The organism is Phascolarctobacterium sp. (assembly GCF_030531065.1).
Classification (GTDB): domain Bacteria; phylum Bacillota; class Negativicutes; order Acidaminococcales; family Acidaminococcaceae; genus Phascolarctobacterium_A.
Map to the genome: position 1 here is coordinate 1 of NZ_JAUNOQ010000025.1, position 17,789 is coordinate 17,789.

Annotated in this window: 16 protein-coding genes; all 16 read left to right on the plus strand. The window is 55.5% G+C overall.

What is annotated here, in order from left to right:
- The first annotated feature begins 191 nt into the window (after window positions 1–191).
- Entirely contained in the window at window positions 192–1,466 is a 1,275-nt protein-coding gene (gene obgE / locus Q4E64_RS11170; RefSeq protein WP_303168003.1) for a GTPase ObgE, read from the plus strand.
- Between the two features lie 16 nt (window positions 1,467–1,482).
- Complete coding sequence (gene proB / locus Q4E64_RS11175; protein WP_303168005.1) at window positions 1,483–2,625, plus strand: glutamate 5-kinase; 1,143 nt, start codon at window positions 1,483–1,485, stop codon at window positions 2,623–2,625.
- A gap of 21 nt (window positions 2,626–2,646) precedes the next feature.
- The gene (locus tag Q4E64_RS11180) at window positions 2,647–3,903 is read left to right on the plus strand and encodes a glutamate-5-semialdehyde dehydrogenase (protein ID WP_303168007.1); all 1,257 of its coding nucleotides are present in this window, start codon (window positions 2,647–2,649) and stop codon (window positions 3,901–3,903) included.
- A 148-nt stretch (window positions 3,904–4,051) separates the two neighbouring features.
- Window positions 4,052–6,772: an autotransporter outer membrane beta-barrel domain-containing protein gene (locus tag Q4E64_RS11185; protein WP_303168008.1), complete on the plus strand. Its 2,721-nt coding sequence runs from the start codon at window positions 4,052–4,054 to the stop codon at window positions 6,770–6,772.
- 172 nt (window positions 6,773–6,944) lie between these two features.
- Window positions 6,945–7,451 (plus strand): hypothetical protein, encoded by a 507-nt coding sequence (locus Q4E64_RS11190; protein WP_303168010.1) that lies wholly within the window; start codon window positions 6,945–6,947, stop codon window positions 7,449–7,451.
- 24 nt (window positions 7,452–7,475) lie between these two features.
- A complete protein-coding gene (locus Q4E64_RS11195) occupies window positions 7,476–7,766 on the plus strand; it encodes a hypothetical protein (protein ID WP_303168011.1) in 291 nt (96 codons plus the stop codon).
- A gap of 21 nt (window positions 7,767–7,787) precedes the next feature.
- The gene (locus tag Q4E64_RS11200; RefSeq protein ID WP_303168012.1) at window positions 7,788–8,213 is read left to right on the plus strand and encodes a SoxR reducing system RseC family protein; all 426 of its coding nucleotides are present in this window, start codon (window positions 7,788–7,790) and stop codon (window positions 8,211–8,213) included.
- A gap of 11 nt (window positions 8,214–8,224) precedes the next feature.
- The gene (locus Q4E64_RS11205) at window positions 8,225–8,803 is read left to right on the plus strand and encodes a nucleoside triphosphate pyrophosphatase (RefSeq protein ID WP_303168013.1); all 579 of its coding nucleotides are present in this window, start codon (window positions 8,225–8,227) and stop codon (window positions 8,801–8,803) included.
- On the plus strand, window positions 8,796–9,560 hold the full coding sequence (gene radC / locus Q4E64_RS11210) for a DNA repair protein RadC (RefSeq protein WP_303168014.1): 765 nt from the start codon (window positions 8,796–8,798) through the stop codon (window positions 9,558–9,560). The genes Q4E64_RS11205 and radC overlap by 8 nt, the downstream gene beginning before the upstream one ends.
- Before the next feature lie 14 nt (window positions 9,561–9,574).
- Entirely contained in the window at window positions 9,575–10,618 is a 1,044-nt protein-coding gene (locus Q4E64_RS11215) for a rod shape-determining protein (protein WP_303168016.1), read from the plus strand.
- Between the two features lie 14 nt (window positions 10,619–10,632).
- On the plus strand, window positions 10,633–11,490 hold the full coding sequence (mreC, locus tag Q4E64_RS11220; protein WP_303168017.1) for a rod shape-determining protein MreC: 858 nt from the start codon (window positions 10,633–10,635) through the stop codon (window positions 11,488–11,490).
- Window positions 11,487–11,987, plus strand: a complete 501-nt coding sequence (gene mreD / locus Q4E64_RS11225; RefSeq protein ID WP_303168018.1) for a rod shape-determining protein MreD — start codon at window positions 11,487–11,489, stop codon at window positions 11,985–11,987. The genes mreC and mreD overlap by 4 nt, the downstream gene beginning before the upstream one ends.
- A gap of 28 nt (window positions 11,988–12,015) precedes the next feature.
- The gene (gene mrdA, locus Q4E64_RS11230; RefSeq protein WP_303168020.1) at window positions 12,016–13,854 is read left to right on the plus strand and encodes a penicillin-binding protein 2; all 1,839 of its coding nucleotides are present in this window, start codon (window positions 12,016–12,018) and stop codon (window positions 13,852–13,854) included.
- A gap of 15 nt (window positions 13,855–13,869) precedes the next feature.
- Window positions 13,870–14,976 carry a rod shape-determining protein RodA gene (gene rodA, locus Q4E64_RS11235; protein WP_303168021.1) on the plus strand — a complete coding sequence of 369 codons (1,107 nt, stop codon included), beginning with the start codon at window positions 13,870–13,872 and terminating at the stop codon, window positions 14,974–14,976.
- Window positions 14,977–14,984: 8 nt separating this feature from the next.
- On the plus strand, window positions 14,985–16,853 hold the full coding sequence (locus Q4E64_RS11240) for a TIGR03960 family B12-binding radical SAM protein (RefSeq protein WP_303168022.1): 1,869 nt from the start codon (window positions 14,985–14,987) through the stop codon (window positions 16,851–16,853).
- Complete coding sequence (locus Q4E64_RS11245) at window positions 16,850–17,557, plus strand: TIGR03936 family radical SAM-associated protein (protein WP_303168024.1); 708 nt, start codon at window positions 16,850–16,852, stop codon at window positions 17,555–17,557. Before Q4E64_RS11240 ends, Q4E64_RS11245 begins: the two co-directional genes overlap by 4 nt.
- The last annotated feature ends 232 nt before the right edge of the window (window positions 17,558–17,789 follow it).

Sequence of the window (17,789 nt, forward strand, 5' to 3'; positions counted from 1 at the left end):
TGATGTACAACTTATGCCTGTGGCGAAAAGCTTGTACACAGCGATTTGCGAGCTGTAAGCGAAGCAAGAGCGGATGTACAACTTATACCTGGCGCCCGGCGATTGGCGAGTCGAAGACGATGACAGAGCCGCGGTCGACATGGTATAATAGCTATAAGTAATTTTAAATCCGGCAATAGGAGAATAGAATCATGTTTATTGACAGAGCGAGAATTTACGTAGAGGCAGGCGACGGCGGCGACGGTATGAGCAGCTTTCGCCGGGAAAAATTTGTGGAAAAGGGCGGCCCTAACGGCGGCAACGGCGGTCGCGGCGGCGACGTGGTTTTGGTGGCCGATAAAAATCTCAATACGCTGATCGACTTTCGCTATAAGCGCAAATATGTGGCTAAGCGCGGCGGTCAGGGCGGCACGAAGAACTGCACCGGCGTGCGCGCCGATACGGTTTACGTTAAGGTGCCCATGGGCACGCTGGTGCGCGACGACGCTACCGGTACGGTGATGGCCGACCTGGTGGAGGACGGCCAGCAGTATGTGGCCGCCAAAGGCGGACGCGGCGGCAAGGGCAACGCCTGCTATGTGACCAGCACCAACCGTGCGCCGACTTTCGCGGAAAAGGGCGAGCCGGGCGAGAACCGCTGGCTGAAATTGGAGCTGAAGCTTTTGGCTGACGTGGGACTGGTGGGCTACCCCAGCGTGGGCAAGTCCAGCATTATCGCGCAGGTCAGCGCCGCCCGCCCCGAAATTGCGGCCTACCATTTTACGACGCTGACCCCGGTTTTGGGCGTGGTACGTCTGGACGAGGAGCGCAGCTTTGTGCTGGCCGACATTCCCGGCCTGATTGAAGGCGCGCACACCGGCGTGGGCCTGGGCCACGACTTTTTGCGTCATGTGGAGCGCACCAAGGTGCTGCTGCATATTGTGGACGTGGCGGGCGTGGACGGACGCGACCCGCTGGACGATTTTGACAAGATTAACAACGAGCTGGCGGAATACAGCGAACGGTTGGCGCGCCGCAAGCAGCTGGTGGTGGCGAATAAAATGGATTTGCCGGACGCGCAGGAAAATTACGAGCGCTTAAAGGCGTATGTGGAGGAAAAGGGCTACGAAATCTGCAAGGCCAGCGCCGCTACCGGCGACGGCTTGCGGGAGCTGATGTTCAAGGCTTACGATTTGCTGCAGCAGTACGTGCCGGAAGAGGACGAGGAAAATCTGGCGCGCTTCGACGAAATCGACCCGGACAGCTATGAAATAGTTGTGGGCAACGATACGGACTGGGAGGTGCGCGGCAAAAATATCGAGCGCTTAGTTGCTATGACTAATTTTGATAACGACGAAGCTTTGTACCGCTTCCAGCTGATTTGGAAGCGTCTGGGCATCGACGAAGCGTTGAAAGAAAAGGGCGTGGAGGAAGGCCAGACGGTGCGTATTCGCGACATGGTCTTTGATTATAAGGATAATAACTGATAAGGGGCGGATTTTTATGAACGAGGGGAAGGCGTACCGCGAGGCGTTGCGCAAAGCTAAGCGTATTGTAGTAAAGGTGGGGTCCAGCACGATTACTTACGCCAACGGCAAGCGCAATTTCAGCCAGATAGACAGGCTGGCGCGGGAAATCAGCGATTTGCAGAACCAGGGCAAGGAAATGATTTTGGTGTCCAGCGGCGCGGTGGCCGTGGGCGTGGACCGGTTGGGCCTGCCCGCCAAGCCGGCGACCATTCCCGGCAAGCAGGCCGCCGCCGCCGTAGGCCAGGGCGTGCTGATGCACACCTATGAAAAAATCTTTGCCGATTACGGGCAGATTGTGGCGCAGGTACTCATTACCCGCATGGAGGCCATCGACCGGCACCGCTATACCAATTCCCGTAATACCTTTATGGAGCTGATTAAGCAGGGCGTTATCCCCGTGGTCAACGAAAACGACGTGGTGGCGCTGGACGAGCTGAAAATCGGCGACAACGATAATATGTCGGCGCTGGTGGCCGGTATTGTGGACGCCGATTTAGTTATTATTCTTTCGGATATCGACGGCTTGTATACGGCTAATCCCGCTACGCACCCCGATGCCAAGCTGGTATCCACGGTGCTGGAAATAACGCCGGAGGTAGAAGCCAGCGCAGGCGGCGTAGGCTCGGCCCGCGGCACCGGCGGTATGGCGACGAAAATTCAGGCGGCCAAGGCGGCCACTAACAGCGGCATTCAGCTGGTAATCGCCAGCGGCACGGAAAAGAACGCCATCCCGCGGATTTTGCAGGGCGAGGAGCTGGGCACGCTGTTCGTCAGCCGTGAAAACCGTTTGCAGTTCCGCAAGCGCTGGCTGGCTTTCGGCGCGCAGATTCAGGGCAGCATCGTGGTGGACGACGGCTGCGCCAAAGCTATCCGTAAGGCTGGAGGCTGCAGTATTCTGCCCGCAGGCGTGTACGAGGTGGTGGGCAGCTTCCAGACAGGCAGCACCGTCAGCGTTATCGATAAAGAAGGCCACGAGCTGGCCCGCGGCCTGGTGCATTACACATCGGAGGAGCTGGCGAAAATCAAGGGCTGCAAGTCCGGCGATATCGCCAATATTTTAGGTCATAAAAATTATGACGAGGTCATTCACCGCGACGACCTCGTTATCCTGCAATAAATTTAAAGGTGGGCGACGCAGATGGAAACTTATGAATTAGTAAAAAGCAAGGCGCAGGCGGCGAAAAAGGCTGCGGCTAAGCTGGCCGTAACGGGAACCGCCGTGAAGAATAAAGCGCTGCTGGCTATGGCGGCGGCTTTGGAAAACTGCTGCGCGGAAATTTTAGCGGCCAATGCCAAGGATATGGCGGCGGCGCGGGCTAAGGGTATGCGCAGCTCCATGCTGGACCGTTTGCAGCTGACGGAGGCGCGTATCGCCGGTATGGCCGACGGTCTGCGCCAGGTGGCGGCGCTGCCCGACCCGGTGGGCAATGTGGTGGACGGCAAAACCCTGCCCAACGGCTTGCAGATTACGAAGGTGCGCGTGCCCCTGGGCGTTATCGGCATTATTTACGAGGCCCGTCCCAACGTAACGGCGGACGCCGCCGGGCTGTGTCTGAAATCCGGCAACGCCGTGATTTTAAAGGGCGGCAGCGAGGCTATGGAATCCAATAAGGCGGTGGCGGCTGTGCTGGCGCAGGCTGCGGAAGCGGCGGGGCTGCCGACCGGAGCAATTCAGTTTATCGATACCAGCGACCGCCAGGCCGTCAGCGATTTAATTCATCTTAACGGTTTGGTGGACGTGGTTATCCCGCGCGGCGGCGCGGGCCTGATTAAAACCGTGGTGATGAACGCTACCGTTCCCGTTATCGAAACGGGCGCGGGCGTGTGCCATACCTATGTGGACGCTTCGGCGGATGTGGAGATGGCAGTGAAAATTGCTTTCAACGCTAAGGTGCAGCGCCCTTCCGTCTGCAACGCTATGGAAACGCTGTTGGTGCACCGCGATATTGCGCAACGCTTTTTGCCCGCCATGCTGGCGAAGTACGCGGAAGCCAAAGTGGAAATCCGCGGCGACGAGGACGTGCAGGCTTTCGATAAAGCCGTCGTTCCCGCAAGCGAAGAGGATTGGGCAACGGAGTACGGCGATTTGCGCTTGTCCGTAAAAATTGTCGCTTCTATTGAAGAAGCCATGGAGCATATCGCCCGCTACGGCACGGGTCACAGCGAGTGCATTGTGACGAACGATTACAGCCGGGCGCAGCTGTTCCAGCAAACGGTGGACGCGGCGGCGGTGTACGTCAACGCCTCTACGCGCTTTACCGACGGCAACGAGTTCGGCTTCGGCGCGGAAATCGGCATCAGTACGCAGAAGCTGCACGCGCGCGGGCCCATGGCCTTGCCGGAGCTGACTTCGACGAAGTATCTCGTTTGCGGCAGCGGGCAGGTACGCGAATAGAATAAAGTAAGCTTTTAGAAGGCTGCGCTTGTACGGTGCGGTCTTCTTTTTTACCTAATTAGTCTTGCGGGGGGGTACGGGCATGTTATAATTAAAGTACCTAGAATTATGTTCGGGGAGAAAATATAAAGAAAAAGGGGGCGTAAGAATGAAGAGGCGAGCTTGGCATAGAGGTTTGGCATTGGGAGCGTTGATGGCGTTTGTTATTACGGGACACGCGTGGGCGGAAGAGGAAACAAGCAGCGCAATTATCACAAACAATCAAAGTATAAGCAAAGAATTTGACGCTCTTTACGTTACGGGCGAGGCGCAAGGCCAAACCGTTATCGGCGTCATGGCTAAATATGGGGATATAACGCTGGCCGGCAATAAACTGACTGTCGTAAGCAATGGTGGTGAGAGCGGAAACTATTATGCTTATGGACTTGGAGCAATAAGCGCTAATATTACCGCTAATATCGTCAACTCGGCGCAGGTAGACGTTACTGGCAACGAAAAAGGAGTTGTAGGATTATTTGTTGACGCTAATAAGGGAGACGCCAAAATTTATCTGGGCGGCGCAGACGCCGAAGTAAATATAAATACCGTTGGTAACTTGCAAACTATAGCCGTTGCTGCCGACGGTAGCAGTGGTTTTGCGGACGTGGAGCTGGACGGCAGGATTATCAACGTCGAAGCGCAAGGTACCTCGGGCGCTGCTTACGGAATTTGGTCTATCAACAACGCTTCTATCGCCATAGGCAGCGCGAATAGTCACGAGGTTACCGTAAAGGCCGTTGCTCAAGACGAAGATAGTTTAGCGGTTGCAGCTTTTGGTTTGGGCGGCGGCGTAAGCGTGGACGGCGACGTGATAAAATTGACTGCCGACGGCGGGAGAGCCGGCGTTGGCGTCTTTGGTTTGTCCTCCGGAAAGGATAACAGCGTTATTATTGGCAACGAAAAGTCGCAGGTAACGATAGATGCCAGGGGAGATGTGGTAGCTGATGGCGTAAATGTTGGAGCAGTCGATGACAGCGTAATGGACGCCGCTATAAACGGCAGCTCCATCAATATTTCGGCTGCGTCCGACGGAATAGCCCATGGGATTATTGCCGCAGCTTATGGAACCGGAGGAACTAAGGCGGAGAAATTTCTCGTCATCGGTAATGCGGACAGCGAAGTTACTATAACCTCCGAGGGCGCTTACGAAAGTTACGGTATAGAGGCGAGTGGCAATACTTCCGTGAACATGGACGTGGCAAAAGCTACAGTGCAATCGAACGACGTCGGCGTAGCAGTGTTTGACAATAGCGAAGTAAATATCAGCGGCGATTTACTTATCGCAGCGCCTACCGTCATTAACGCCGCGGCAAGTTCGACCACAAATATCAATATGAAAGGCGGGCATAGCACCGTATTGAGCGGCGACATTGTTTTTGGCGACGAATATATGGACGAAGAGCAAATCGACGCCGCTGTTAATATTACTTTGCAAGGCGGAGAATCCGTTTGGACCGGCAGTTCGTATCAGATGTGGGAAGAAGACGAGGATATTATTACTTCGTCTGAATTGGGCGCGGTGCAAGATTTTGCGCTTGCCATCAACGACGGCGCGGTGTGGAACGTAACCGGCGACAGCTTTGTAAACGATTTGCAGTTAAACGGCGGCTTAGTAAATTTAGGCGCGGGCGTAAATAAAGTTAACGTAGGCTCCTTAAGCGGCAGGCGCGGCATCGTCAGCGTGAGCGGGGCGGACAATAAATTTATAATTCAGGATAACAACAATATAGACAGATTAACGGCGACGACGTCGCAGGCGTATGCTGAAACGCTGGCCTGCGACGATATGAGCGGCGCGGCGCAGAGCGTCGTCAATCAAATTGTTTATGAAAAGGCGACGACAACGACGCAGACTGCGGCCACCGACGTATACATTCCCGCAAGCTCCATTACGGGCGCTTACACTGCGGATGTAAATGCGGATGGCAAAATTGTCAACGGGCGCGAAAGCTTGAACTCCGCCAACGCCGGTATCGGCAATTTGTCCGGGCTGGCGCTGATGGCATGGCGCGCGGAAAATAACGATATGAATAAACGCCTGGGAGAGCTGCGCGCCAGCGAAGGCGAGCACGGCGTGTGGGTGCGCATGACCCGCGGCGAAAGCAAGTATAAGGGCGTTAAGAACCAGTATAATACTTATCAACTGGGCTACGACGAAAAGCTGAGCGCCGATAAGCGCTGGACGCTGGGCGCGGCCTTTAGCTATACCGACGGCGAAAGCGGCCTGGGCGTAGGCAGCGGCGCAAACAAGCACAAGGGCCTGGCTCTGTACGGCAGCTACCTGGGAGACGACGGCAGCTTCATCGACTTAATCGCTAAATACGCGCGGTTGGAACACGACTTTGATATTCGCGGCGGCGCAGGCAGCGGCGATTACGATACTAACGGCTACAGTTTGAGCGCAGAATATGGCAAGCGCTTTACGCAGGAGAACGGCGTATGGCTGGAGCCGCAGGTCGAGCTGACTTACGGTCGTGTGAGCGGCGTAAATTATGTGAGCGATAAGGGTGTCCGCGTGCGGCAGGACGCGTTGGACAGCGTGGTCGGACGTTTGGGCTTGAGCGTGGGCAAAAATATCGAGCGCGGCAACGTATACGCTCGCGCGTCTTATCTGTACGATTTTGACGGCGATACTTCGCTGCGGTTCAGCAACGGAAAAGTAGCGCGGGAAATCGGGCAGGACATCGGCGGCGGCTGGTGGGAGGTCGGCGTGGGCGCTAACCTCAGGCTGGGCAAGGACACGCATTTTTATGTGGACGTAGAAAGAACCTACGGCGGCGACGTATCCACGCCGTGGCAGTGGAACGCGGGACTGCGGTACAGCTTCTAAAATTTTATAGTACAGTAAGCGGCGGGGCGGCGAGCGTTCCGCCGCTTTAAAATTTACATTTTTATCGCTAAATCGCTTTTTTAGGTATATGCTTTGGCTGTGAAATTTGATATAATTAATAAGATTAAAAATGGAATCGTGTCGTTGCGCATAGAAAATGGAGGGACTACTTTTGGAAGAAATATATCGCGAGGAATCGAGCACATGCTTTGAAAGAAAAATTTTTGCGGCGGTGGCGCTGCTGTTAATCGGCTGCCTTTTTGTTTACGAATGGCAGGGCTTGCAGGAAACGAAGCGCCTTAATCTTTTGGGTTGGGGCATGGATTTTGTTTTGCTGGCGCTGTGGGTGTGGCGCGTCGCTTTTAAGTACACGCTGATTCTTTATAAGGATAAGCGGCTGGAGGTCGTGACCAGCGGCCTGGGCTTTATCAAGCGCAGCTATTTTGTGGATTTGACGCGCACCGAAAGCTTTACGGATAAATACGTCAAGAGCTTTTTCCGCAAAACGAAAATCAGCCATTATATTCATCGTTACAATTCTCTGGACAACAATCCCCAGCGTTTATTAGTATTTACCGAAGGCAAGAAGAATAAGCTGGCCGGTTTGCTTTTTAAATGCAGCGATAAGTTTATCCATCAGCTGCGCAGGCAAATGCCGGATAAATTTATTCAGCTGTAAGCTGCGTTAGGAGGTTTTAGCTTTATGGAAGGTTTGGAAAACGTTGCGCCCGTGGCGGTTTGCTCGCGGGTAATGCAGATTTTTTTCGGCGCGTTTGTGTATATTTATCTTGTCGCAAAGCTGGTAGGGCCGGAAAATAAATTGGCCTGGTTCAGAAAACGCAAAAAATATACCTTCTTCAACCGCCGCGGTATTTTCGGCGAGGACATCAACTTCGGCTACCCTGTCTGCTGGCAGGGCGTGCTGGTTTTCTTCGCGATTTACGGCGTGGTGTTCGGCTTTGGCTACTGGTATGTTTTTGTGCATGCATATTGATAAAGGAAGGGTTTGTACCGCATGACTGAAATTAGAGGTATAGTTGTAAAGAAGCACGGCGAAAGAGCCGAAGTCAAGGTTGATAAAACGGAAAGCGAGCTTACGGGCCTGCCCAAGTACCTTGATTGCTGGAATCCCGTGGGCGCTAAAGCAGGGGATATTGTTGGCGCCGAATATCGCGATATGGACGAAACCAAGGCTAAGCTGATTATGTACGGCCTGCCACTTGGCGGCGTGCTGGCCGGCGTGGCCTTTGGCAACAGCCTGGCTACCTTTTTCCATATGGATAAGCTGCCCTTTATTGCCGGCGGCGTGGCGCTGTGGCTTATCGTAACCGTAAGTTACGCCCGCATTTTCCGGCGCGACGCTGTGCGCCAGGGGCGACAGCCTGTAATTTTTGAAATTCAGGCCGAGGAAATGGTTATCGATATGAGCAAGAAGAGCTAGAACGGAGCGTAATGATGCAGGTGGTTTTAGCTTCGGCTTCACCGCGCAGGCTGGCCTTGCTGGAGCAGGTCGGCGTCCGCGCGCAGGTTTGTCCCGCAGTTTTTGCGGAGGCTGACGGCAGTGCGGCGGAGGCGCGGCAGGTGGCCGTGAATAATGCCCGCGGCAAATGCCGGGCGGTGGCGACGGCGCAGGGGGACGCTGTTCCCGTGGTCGCAGCCGATACGATAGTCGTTATCGACGAGGATATTTTGGGCAAGCCTGCCGACGCTACGGCAGCGGAGGCTATGCTGACCCGTTTGTCGGGACGCAGTCATACGGTGATTACCGGTGTGGCGGTGCGTTACCGCGGACGGGAACTATATAGGGACTGCGCTACCAGCGTGCTTTTCCGCAGGCTGAGCGCGCAGGAAATCCGGGAGTATGTCGCTACGGGCGAACCCTTGGATAAAGCGGGCGCTTATGGTATTCAGGGCAGGGGCGCGCTGCTGGTGGAAAAAATCGACGGCTGCTACAATAATGTAGTAGGACTGCCCCTGACCATGCTGTACGAAATGTTTAAGGAATTGGGAGCCGACATGACTAGTGATTAAAGACTGCGGAGGCAGGGCCTGCCGTTCACGCGGCAGTAATGATTTCAGCAGTATCGACAAAATTGAAAAGCACAAAACGATAAAAGAGATACCCTTGGAGGACAGGCCGCGGGAGAAAATGCTTCTGCGCGGCGCGGAGGCGTTGACCGACGCGGAGCTGGTGGCAGTTTTGCTGCGCACGGGCACGGCGGATAAATCGGCGCTGGCCCTGGCGGGCGAGCTGACGGCTGACGGCGGCTTGTACCGGCGTTTGGCGGGCGTCAGGGATATCAACGAGCTTATGCAAATAAGGGGCCTGGGGCAGGCCAAGGCAGCTACTGTGCTGGCGGCTCTGGAGCTTGGCAGGCGCATTGCGTCCGCCCGCCCTTTAGATAAAATTCATTTCAGCGGGCCGCAGGATTGCGCGGCGTTTTTAATGCCGCGTCTGCGTTACGCTAAAAAAGAACAGTTTATAGTGGTTTTATTGAACAGCAGAAATAAAGTAATAGGTACGCAGCTGGTGTCCGAGGGGACGCTGGATAACGCGCCAGTGCATCCGCGGGAGGTTTTTCAGCCGGCGATTCTGCAGGGAGCGGCGGCCATAGTGGCGGCGCACAACCATCCGTCGGGCGAGCCGCGCCCCAGCCGTGAGGACCGCGAGCTGACGCAGCTTTTGGCGGCGGCGGGGCGGACGTTGGGCATTCCGCTTTTAGACCATGTGATTATCGGCGACGGTACTTATTACAGTTTTCAGGAAGAAGGAGCCTTAGAGGCGTAGGAGGACAGGCAAGCATGAAATTTACGTTCCCCAATTTTAGTATTTTTAATAATATGTCCGACGATATGGGTATAGATTTGGGCACGGCCAATACGTTGGTACACTGCAAGGACAAGGGCATTATTATCCGCGAGCCTTCGGTAGTGGCTGTGGAAAAGGATACTAACGAGGTGCTGGCTATCGGCGCGGAAGCCAAGCGCATGATCGGCCGCACGCCGGGCAATATCGTGGCTATCCGCCCCATGAAGGACGGCGTAATCGCCGATTATGAAATCACCCAGTCCATGCTGAAATATTTTATCAAGCAGGCTATGGGCAACCGCACCTTTGTACGCCCGCGCATTCTGGTAGGCGTGCCCTCCGGCGTTACGGAGGTGGAAAAGCGCGCCGTTATCGACGCGACTATCGAAGCGGGCGCCCGCGAGGCTTATCTGATCGAGGAGCCTATGGCTGCGGCTATCGGCGCAGGTATGCCCGTGCAGGAGGCTACCGGCAGCATGGTCGTCGACATTGGCGGCGGCACCTGCGAGGTGGCGGTCATTTCCTTGGGCGGCATCGTAGTCAGCAAGAGCGTGCGCTGCGGCGGCGACGCTATTGACAGCGCTATCGTGCGTTATATCCGCAAAGCTTTTAATATGCTGATCGGCGAACGCACGGCGGAAAATATTAAAATTGAAATCGGTACCGCCATGCCGGTGGAAAATCCTGCGGTTATGGAAGTACGCGGACGCGATTTGCTCAGCGGCCTGCCGAAAAACATTGAGGTCAACGCCAACCATATCTGCGAGGCGGTGGACGAGCCCGTCGGCATGATTGTGGACGCTGTGCGCAATACCTTGGAGCGCACGCCGCCTGAACTGAGCGCCGATATTATGGACCGCGGCATTGTGATGACCGGCGGCAGCTCCATGCTGCGCAATCTGGACCGGCTGATTTCTCAGGAAACAGGCATGCCCGTATTCGTTTCCGACGAGGCGCTGAACTGCGTGGCCCTGGGAACGGGTATCGCCGTGGAAAATATCGATATTTACCGCAAGGGCTTTATGACTTCTAAATAAACAGGTGCGGCGGCATGAGTAAAAAATTTATGCTGGGCGTGCTGGCGGTCTTCGTCCTGCTGTCGCTTCTGGCGATGGCCGTGGCGGGAAAGAGCCGCTTCCCTCTGGTCAACAGCGTCGTAGCGGCGGTGGTGCTGCCGGCGGAAAGCGGGCTGAACAGTATCGGCAACGCGGGCAACAGCCTGCGGGGCTACTGGAAGGCGCTGACAGTCATGCAAAGTGAAAATGCACAATTAAAAGAGGATAATAGCCAGCTGCGCAACGCTAATATTCGGATGGCGTCCATTTACGCCGAAAATTTGCAACTGCGGGCGCTGCTGGATTATAAGGAGCAGCACCAAAGCCAGACGGTGGTGGCGGCGAAGGTTATCTCGCGTAATTACGGCGATTTGCGCGACTGCATGTATATAGACGCCGGGGCTGATAAGGGCCTGCGGCGGGAGATGGCTGTGGTCAACGGCGGTCTGGTAGGCGTAGTGGACGAGGTTTACGACGATTATGCCCGCGTGCTGCTGCTCAATTCGCCGCGCTTTAAGGTGGGCGCCCGCGTGCTGCGCGCCGGGTCCCGCGCTGTGGGCGTTATTGGCGGCAAAACGGCTTTTGGCGATACGCTGGTTTTGGAGCATATTTTCCGCGAGGCCGATATCCGGCAGGGCGATATTATCGTGACCAGCGGCTACAGCGGCAGCCATCCGGCGGATATTTTAATCGGCACGGTGACGGCTACCCGCATGGACAGCGTTGGGCTGCTGCAGGAGGCCGAGGTGCATGCCGCCGCCGATATAGCGGATGTGGAGCATGTTTTGGTAATTACGGCTTTTACGCCGGTGAAAAAAATTGAATTTGACAAGCAGGGAGGACAGGCACAATGAGGAGACTGATTTGGCCCGTCCTGTTTCTGCTTTTATTGCTGGTACAGGGAGCGGCGTCCGTATTTTATACCGGGTGGCTGGCCTGCGACCTGCCGCTGCTGGCGCTGTACGCCTTTGCCATGCTGCGGGGCGAATACTTCGGCCTGGCGGCGGGGCTGGTCGTGGGCCTGCTGCAGGACGCTATGACCGTGGGCGTTTTCGGCTATCATATGCTGACGCGGGCGGCGCTGGGCTTTCTGCTTGGCCTGACCAAGGAAAAGGTGGTCAAGGACAACGCGGCCTTTCATATGACGGCCATTGCGCTGTGCAGCGCGGGCGTGCGCTTTTGCTACTGGTGGCTGGAGCTGGTGCGCAGCGGCGGCCGCTGGGGCATTTTTTTTGATTATGCTGTAGACAGCCTGGGCTACATTTTAGGCAATATGCTTCTGGTAGTGCCGGTGGTGCTGCTGGTAAAGCGCGTTTACGAGTGGATAAAAGAGGAAGATATTTCCTACTGATAGAACGGCGCGAAAGGAGGCGCAGGGCGTGCTTAATAAAAATCAAACGATAAGATTGCAGACGATGCTGGCTCTGTGCCTGCTGCTGTTTGCCGTGCTGCTGGGGCGGATGGTTTATTTGCAGCTGTGGCGCGGCGAGTATTATTCCAAGCAGTCGGACGGCAACCGCCTGCGCCAGTCCAAGATTATCGCTCCCCGCGGGATTATTTACGATAAGGAGGGGCACGAGCTGGTGAATAATCTGCCGGGCTATGCGGTGGTGCTGCAGAAGCAGGCCGATTACAAGCCGGAAACCTTGCAGCGCTTGAGCGCTCTTTTAGATATTCCCGTAGCAAAGATTGAGGAAAAAATCAAGGACAGCGCCAATTATTACGAGCCCATCATGCTCAAAAATAATTTGTCGCCGGAAATGGTAACGCGCATCGAGGAGCAGCGGCGCTATATGCCGGAGGTTATGCTGTCGGTGCAGCCCATCCGTACCTATCCTTATCGCGAGCTGGCGGTGCACGCTTTAGGCTATGTGGGCGAGGTCAGTCCCTACGAGATTGAGCACGGTCTGTTTAAAAACGTCACTCAGGGCAGCATCGTCGGCAAGGCGGGGCTGGAAATGAGCTATGATAAATACCTGCGCGGCGAGGACGGAGCCTTTATGGAGGAGGTGGACGTTGCCGGCAGCGTGGTTAAGCATTATGATTCCGTGCAGCCGGTGCCGGGAAAAAATTTGCGTTTGACGCTGGATTACCGTTTGCAGAAAGCGCTGGAGGATTTTACGGATAAGCATCTGGCCTATCTGCGCAGCAGCGGCATTGCGTCCGGCGCCCGCGCTGCCGCCGTAGTGGCGCTAGACCCACGCAACGGCGCGGTCCGGGCCATGGTCAGCCGTCCGGGGTACGACCCCAACCTTTTCGTGCAGGGCATTTCCTCCAAAGACTGGAATAAAATTAACAACGACGACAGCTATCCTATGAATAATAAGGTTATCAGCGGCGAATATCCGCCCGGCTCTACCTTTAAGATAGTTACGGGCAGCGCCGCCTTTGAGCTGAACAAGGTGCGGCTGGACGAGCCCATTTATGACGGCGGCTTCCACCCTTTAGTACCTACTATGGGCAATGCCGGCGGCGAGGTGCTGGGCTGGCTGACCTTTATCAAGGCGCTGGCCATGAGCGATAACGTGTATTTTTACGAGCTGGGCTATCGCGTGGGCATAGATAATATCGCTAAATACGCCCGCATTTACGGCTTCGGCCAGCCCACGGGCATCGATTTGGAGGGCGAAAGCAAGGGTCTGGTGGCCTCCAGGCAGGTAAAGCGCGATATTTGGGACGAGGACTGGCGCTTGGGCGACACCTTCAACGCCGCCATCGGCCAGGGCTTTAACCTGACGACGCCGATACAGCTGGCGGTAATGCTGGGCATTGTGGCCAACGGCGGCATGAAGTACCAGCCCTATCTGGTGGACAGCATTACCAACCCCGACGGCAGTTTGTTCGCTAAGCCCAAGCGAGCCGAGGGCAAGCATATCGACGTTTCCCAGCAGACCATCGATTATATGCGCATGGGCATGAGCGCGACCACGCAGGAGGGCGGTACGGCTTCTTATTTCAGCAGGCTGCCCAAGCCCATCGCCGGTAAAACAGGTACGGCGGAAAATTCCCATGGCCGCGACCACGGCTTGTTCGTAGCCTACGGCCCCGTGGACGACCCGGAGCTGGTCGTCGTCTGCATCGTGGAGCAGGGCGGCTTCGGCTCGACGGCCGCAGGCCCCATAGTTTATAAGGCCTTTGAGGAATTCTTCAAGGAGCGCGGCTGGATGCCCGAAGACCCGCCGGAGCAGGCGGACGGCAGCCGGCAGGCGCAGCAGTAGGGAGGGAGCGGTGTTATGGACGTTAAGCGTATCCTGAAAAATCTGGATTGGTGGCTCGTCACTGCCGTCGTCCTGCTGCTGGGCTGCGGCCTGGGGCTTATAGACAGCGCCACCCATTCCTTTGCCGTAAGTACGGGCAAGGCCTGGCACGTACAGCGCCAAAGTATGTTTATGGCCTTTGGCCTGCTTTTGGTCACGGCCTCCTTTGCCTTTGATTACCGCATGCTGAAAAATTATGCCAGCAGGCTGTACATTTTTAATATTGTGCTGCTGGTAGCCGTCATGTTGTTCGGCCACAGCCAGCTGGGAGCGCAGCGCTGGATACAAATCGGGTCGCTGTCCTTTCAGCCCAGCGAGTTCGCCAAGGTCTTTTTAATTATCTGCCTGGCGACCTTTATGGATAAGCGCATTGAATGGCTGGAAAATTTTAAGGACTATCTGCCGGTATTCGCTTATATTTTCGTGCCCTTCGTTTTAGTTATGCGCCAGCCGGATTTGGGTACTTCGCTGACCTTTATCGCTATTTTAGTCGGCATGATTTTCGTCAGCGGCTTTAAATATAAATGGTTCTTCCGTCTGGGCGTGCTTTTTGTGGCGCTGCTGCCGGTTTTTTGGCTGATTTTGAAGGATTACCAGAAAAACCGTATCCGCGTTTTTCTGAATCCGGAGCTGGACCCCTTCGGCAGCGGCTATCACGTTATTCAGTCGAAGATTGCCATCGGCAGCGGCGGCCTTTTCGGCAAGGGCTGGCTGGCGGGCACGCAAAGCCAGCTGAACTTTCTGCCGGAAAACCATACGGACTTTATTTTTGCCGTGGCCGGTGAGGAATTTGGCTTTATCGGTACGGCGTTCATCATTATTTTATATGCCATCATCATTTGGCGCGGCATCGCTATCGCCCTGGACGCCGACGATAATTTCGGCACGCTGCTGGCGGTGGGCGTAACCAGCATGTTCATGTTCCATGTGATGGTCAACATCGGCATGACTGCCGGTATTATGCCGGTAACGGGCGTACCCCTGCCCTTTTTGAGTTATGGCGTCAGCTCGCTGACGACTAATCTGATGCTGGTGGCTTTGCTGCTGAATATAAAGGTGCGCAAGCAGAACCTGCAATTTTAGGAGGATTTATGGAGAAGGATTTGACCATTGATATATTAAGCAGCGTGCAGAAGCCTGCGCGCTACACCGGCGGCGAGTTTGGCAGCATTATCAAGCCGCAGGCGGAGGTGGAAGCGACTATCGCGCTGGCCTTTCCCGACGTCTACGAGGTGGGCATGAGCTATTTGGGCTTTAAAATCTTGTACCATCTGCTCAACCGGCAGCAGGGCGTGCAGGCCGAGCGGGTTTACGCTCCCTGGATAGACATGGAAGCCAAAATGCGGGAGCGCGGTATTCCCCTGCGCACGCTGGAAACAAAAAAAGCCTTGAGCCAGTGCGATATTGTGGGCTTTACCCTGCAATACGAGCTGAGCTACAGCAATATTTTAAATATGCTGGACTTGGGCGGCGTGCCCTTGCTGACCCAGGAGCGCGGCGAAAACGACCCCTTCGTTATCGTGGGCGGCCCCTGCGTGTATAACCCGGAGCCCTTGGCGGATTTCTTCGATTTTGCCATTATCGGCGAGGGCGAAGAGGTTATGCACGAGGTTATGGCTTGCTACATGGCGTGGAAGCGGGCCGGCCGCCCCGGCGGACGCATCGGCTTTTTGCGCCGGGTAGTGCAGCTTGACGGCATCTATGTGCCGAGCTTCTACCGGCCGCTGTATAACGAGGACATGACGCTGAAGGAGGTAGTGCCTTTGGCGGAAAACGTGCCTCCCGTAGTGTATAAGCGGGTGGTTAAGGATATGAATACGGTGGATTTCCCCACCGCGCCCATCGTGCCCTTTGGCGAAATCGTCCACGACCGCATTATGCTGGAAGTCTTTCGCGGCTGCAGCCGCGGCTGCCGCTTCTGCCACGCGGGCATGGTCTACCGCCCGGTGCGCGAGCGCAAGCCGGAGGTTTTGCAGGATTTGGCGCGCAAGCTGGTGGATAACACGGGCTATAACGAAATCAGCCTGGTGTCCCTGTCCAGCGCCGATTATTCCTGCCTGGCGCCCATGGTGCACAGCATGATTGAAGAATTTAAGGACGAGCGCGTTAGCGTATCCCTGCCGTCCCTGCGTATCGACAGCTTCTGCGTGGCCATCGCCAAGGAGGTGCAGGCCGTGCGCAAGAGCGGCTTGACCTTTGCGCCCGAAGCGGGCAGCCAGAAGATGCGCGACGTTATCAATAAGGGCGTAACGGAAGAGGACTTGATGAACGCTGTGGGCGCGGCCTTTGAGTCGGGCTGGAACAGCGTCAAGCTGTACTTTATGATTGGCCTGCCGTATGAAACCGATGAGGACGTGCTGGCTATTGCCGATTTGGCGCGCAAGGTGCAGTATAAATATTATCAGGTGACGGGCAAGCGGGGCTGCAAGGTGACGGTGAGCGCTTCCTCCTTTGTGCCCAAGCCCTACACCGCGTTCCAGTGGTTTGCCCAAAACGATTTGGAAACCATACGCCGCAAGCAGTTTTTGCTGAAGGACGAAATCAAGAAGATTAAAAACGTGACGCTGAATTACCACGATGGCAAGACCGGCATCATTGAGGCTGTTTTTGCGCGCGGCGACCGGCGTCTGGGGCGCGCGCTGCTCTTGGCTTGGCAAAAGGGCGCGCGTTTCGACGGCTGGAGCGATTGTTTTTCCTACGAGCGTTGGCTGGAGGCCATCGGCGAGGCGGGCCTGGACAAGGATTTTTACGCCGCCCGTCAGCGCGGTGAAAATGAAGTGTTCCCCTGGGAGCATATTTCGCCGGGCGTAGCGCGCCGCTTTTTGTGGAACGAGTGGCAGAAGGCCTACGCGCAGCAGCTTACCCACGACTGCCGGCGCAGCAGCTGCACCGGCTGCGGCGTGTGCCAGAAGCTGGGCGTAAAAATTATCGATTGGCAGAAGGAGGCGAAGGCAGAATGAAGCTGCGTATGCAAATAACTAAGGACCCGGAAATCCGCTTTATTTCCCATTTGGAATATGTGCGCACCATCGGTCGCGCCATTCGCCGCGCCAAGCTGCCTGCCGCTTATTCCGAGGGCTTTAATCCCCATTTGAAATTCAGTCTGGCCTCCGCTTTGGGCGTGGGCGTAGTCAGCTATACGGAATTTGTCGAAATCGAGCTGGCAGAGCCCATGGAGGTGCTGGCGGCGGCCCAGGCTTTGGACGCCGCGCTGCCCCGCGGCATTCGCGTGCTGGCGGCGGACGCGGTGGATACCCACCATGCGGCGCTGATGAGCCAGGCGGCCGGAGCGGAGTACCGCGTGACGCTGCCTTATAATACCGACATCAGCGCGGCGGCAGCGGACTTCAACGCTACGCCGCAGCTGCTCTTTAAAAAGGCTGCGCCGAAAACGAAGGCTGGCTTTAAGGAAATCGACGTGAAATTTTATATTCCCCATTTGACGGTGGCTGTTGAAGGTGAAAATACCGTTTTTTCCTTTGACTGCAAAATTACGCCGACGGGCAGCATGAAGGCGGTGGATCTGCTCAACGCTTTAAACGAGCGGTACGCTTTGCAGTTGCCGGTGGAGCTGGCCGACATCGAGCGCTTGCGTTTGTACCGCGTCGGCAAGAGCGGGCAGCAGCTGCCCATGCTGGGCGCCGACGCCGTAAAGCTGGCGTGAGGCGAAAATAAAGCGTAAAGCAAAGCGCTGCGGCGCTTATAATATTTTAATCTCACTTATATAATTACAAAAAAGGGCCGTTTATTTACCCATGGGTGTAAAAATATTTTAGAAAAATTTTTAAAAATTTTTTCTGACGATGGGTAAATAAACGCGCTTAAAATGTAATTATAATAATAGATTCTTCTTTTTCTTCTCTTTTTGTTGGTTTTTCTCTTCTTATTTCTTCTTG

What these genes read in the sequence shown, in the direction of transcription:
- proB (WP_303168005.1), top strand. Translation starts at nt 1,483, where the DNA reads ATGAACGAGGGGAAGGCGTACCGCGAGGCGTTGCGCAAAGCTAAGCGT.
- Q4E64_RS11180 (WP_303168007.1), top strand. Translation starts at nt 2,647, where the DNA reads ATGGAAACTTATGAATTAGTAAAAAGCAAGGCGCAGGCGGCGAAAAAG.
- obgE (WP_303168003.1), top strand. Translation starts at nt 192, where the DNA reads ATGTTTATTGACAGAGCGAGAATTTACGTAGAGGCAGGCGACGGCGGC.
- mreC (WP_303168017.1), top strand. Translation starts at nt 10,633, where the DNA reads ATGAGTAAAAAATTTATGCTGGGCGTGCTGGCGGTCTTCGTCCTGCTG.
- Q4E64_RS11215 (WP_303168016.1), top strand. Translation starts at nt 9,575, where the DNA reads ATGAAATTTACGTTCCCCAATTTTAGTATTTTTAATAATATGTCCGAC.
- Q4E64_RS11245 (WP_303168024.1), top strand. Translation starts at nt 16,850, where the DNA reads ATGAAGCTGCGTATGCAAATAACTAAGGACCCGGAAATCCGCTTTATT.
- Q4E64_RS11195 (WP_303168011.1), top strand. Translation starts at nt 7,476, where the DNA reads ATGGAAGGTTTGGAAAACGTTGCGCCCGTGGCGGTTTGCTCGCGGGTA.
- Q4E64_RS11200 (WP_303168012.1), top strand. Translation starts at nt 7,788, where the DNA reads ATGACTGAAATTAGAGGTATAGTTGTAAAGAAGCACGGCGAAAGAGCC.
- rodA (WP_303168021.1), top strand. Translation starts at nt 13,870, where the DNA reads ATGGACGTTAAGCGTATCCTGAAAAATCTGGATTGGTGGCTCGTCACT.
- mreD (WP_303168018.1), top strand. Translation starts at nt 11,487, where the DNA reads ATGAGGAGACTGATTTGGCCCGTCCTGTTTCTGCTTTTATTGCTGGTA.
- Q4E64_RS11185 (WP_303168008.1), top strand. Translation starts at nt 4,052, where the DNA reads ATGAAGAGGCGAGCTTGGCATAGAGGTTTGGCATTGGGAGCGTTGATG.
- Q4E64_RS11240 (WP_303168022.1), top strand. Translation starts at nt 14,985, where the DNA reads ATGGAGAAGGATTTGACCATTGATATATTAAGCAGCGTGCAGAAGCCT.
- Q4E64_RS11205 (WP_303168013.1), top strand. Translation starts at nt 8,225, where the DNA reads ATGATGCAGGTGGTTTTAGCTTCGGCTTCACCGCGCAGGCTGGCCTTG.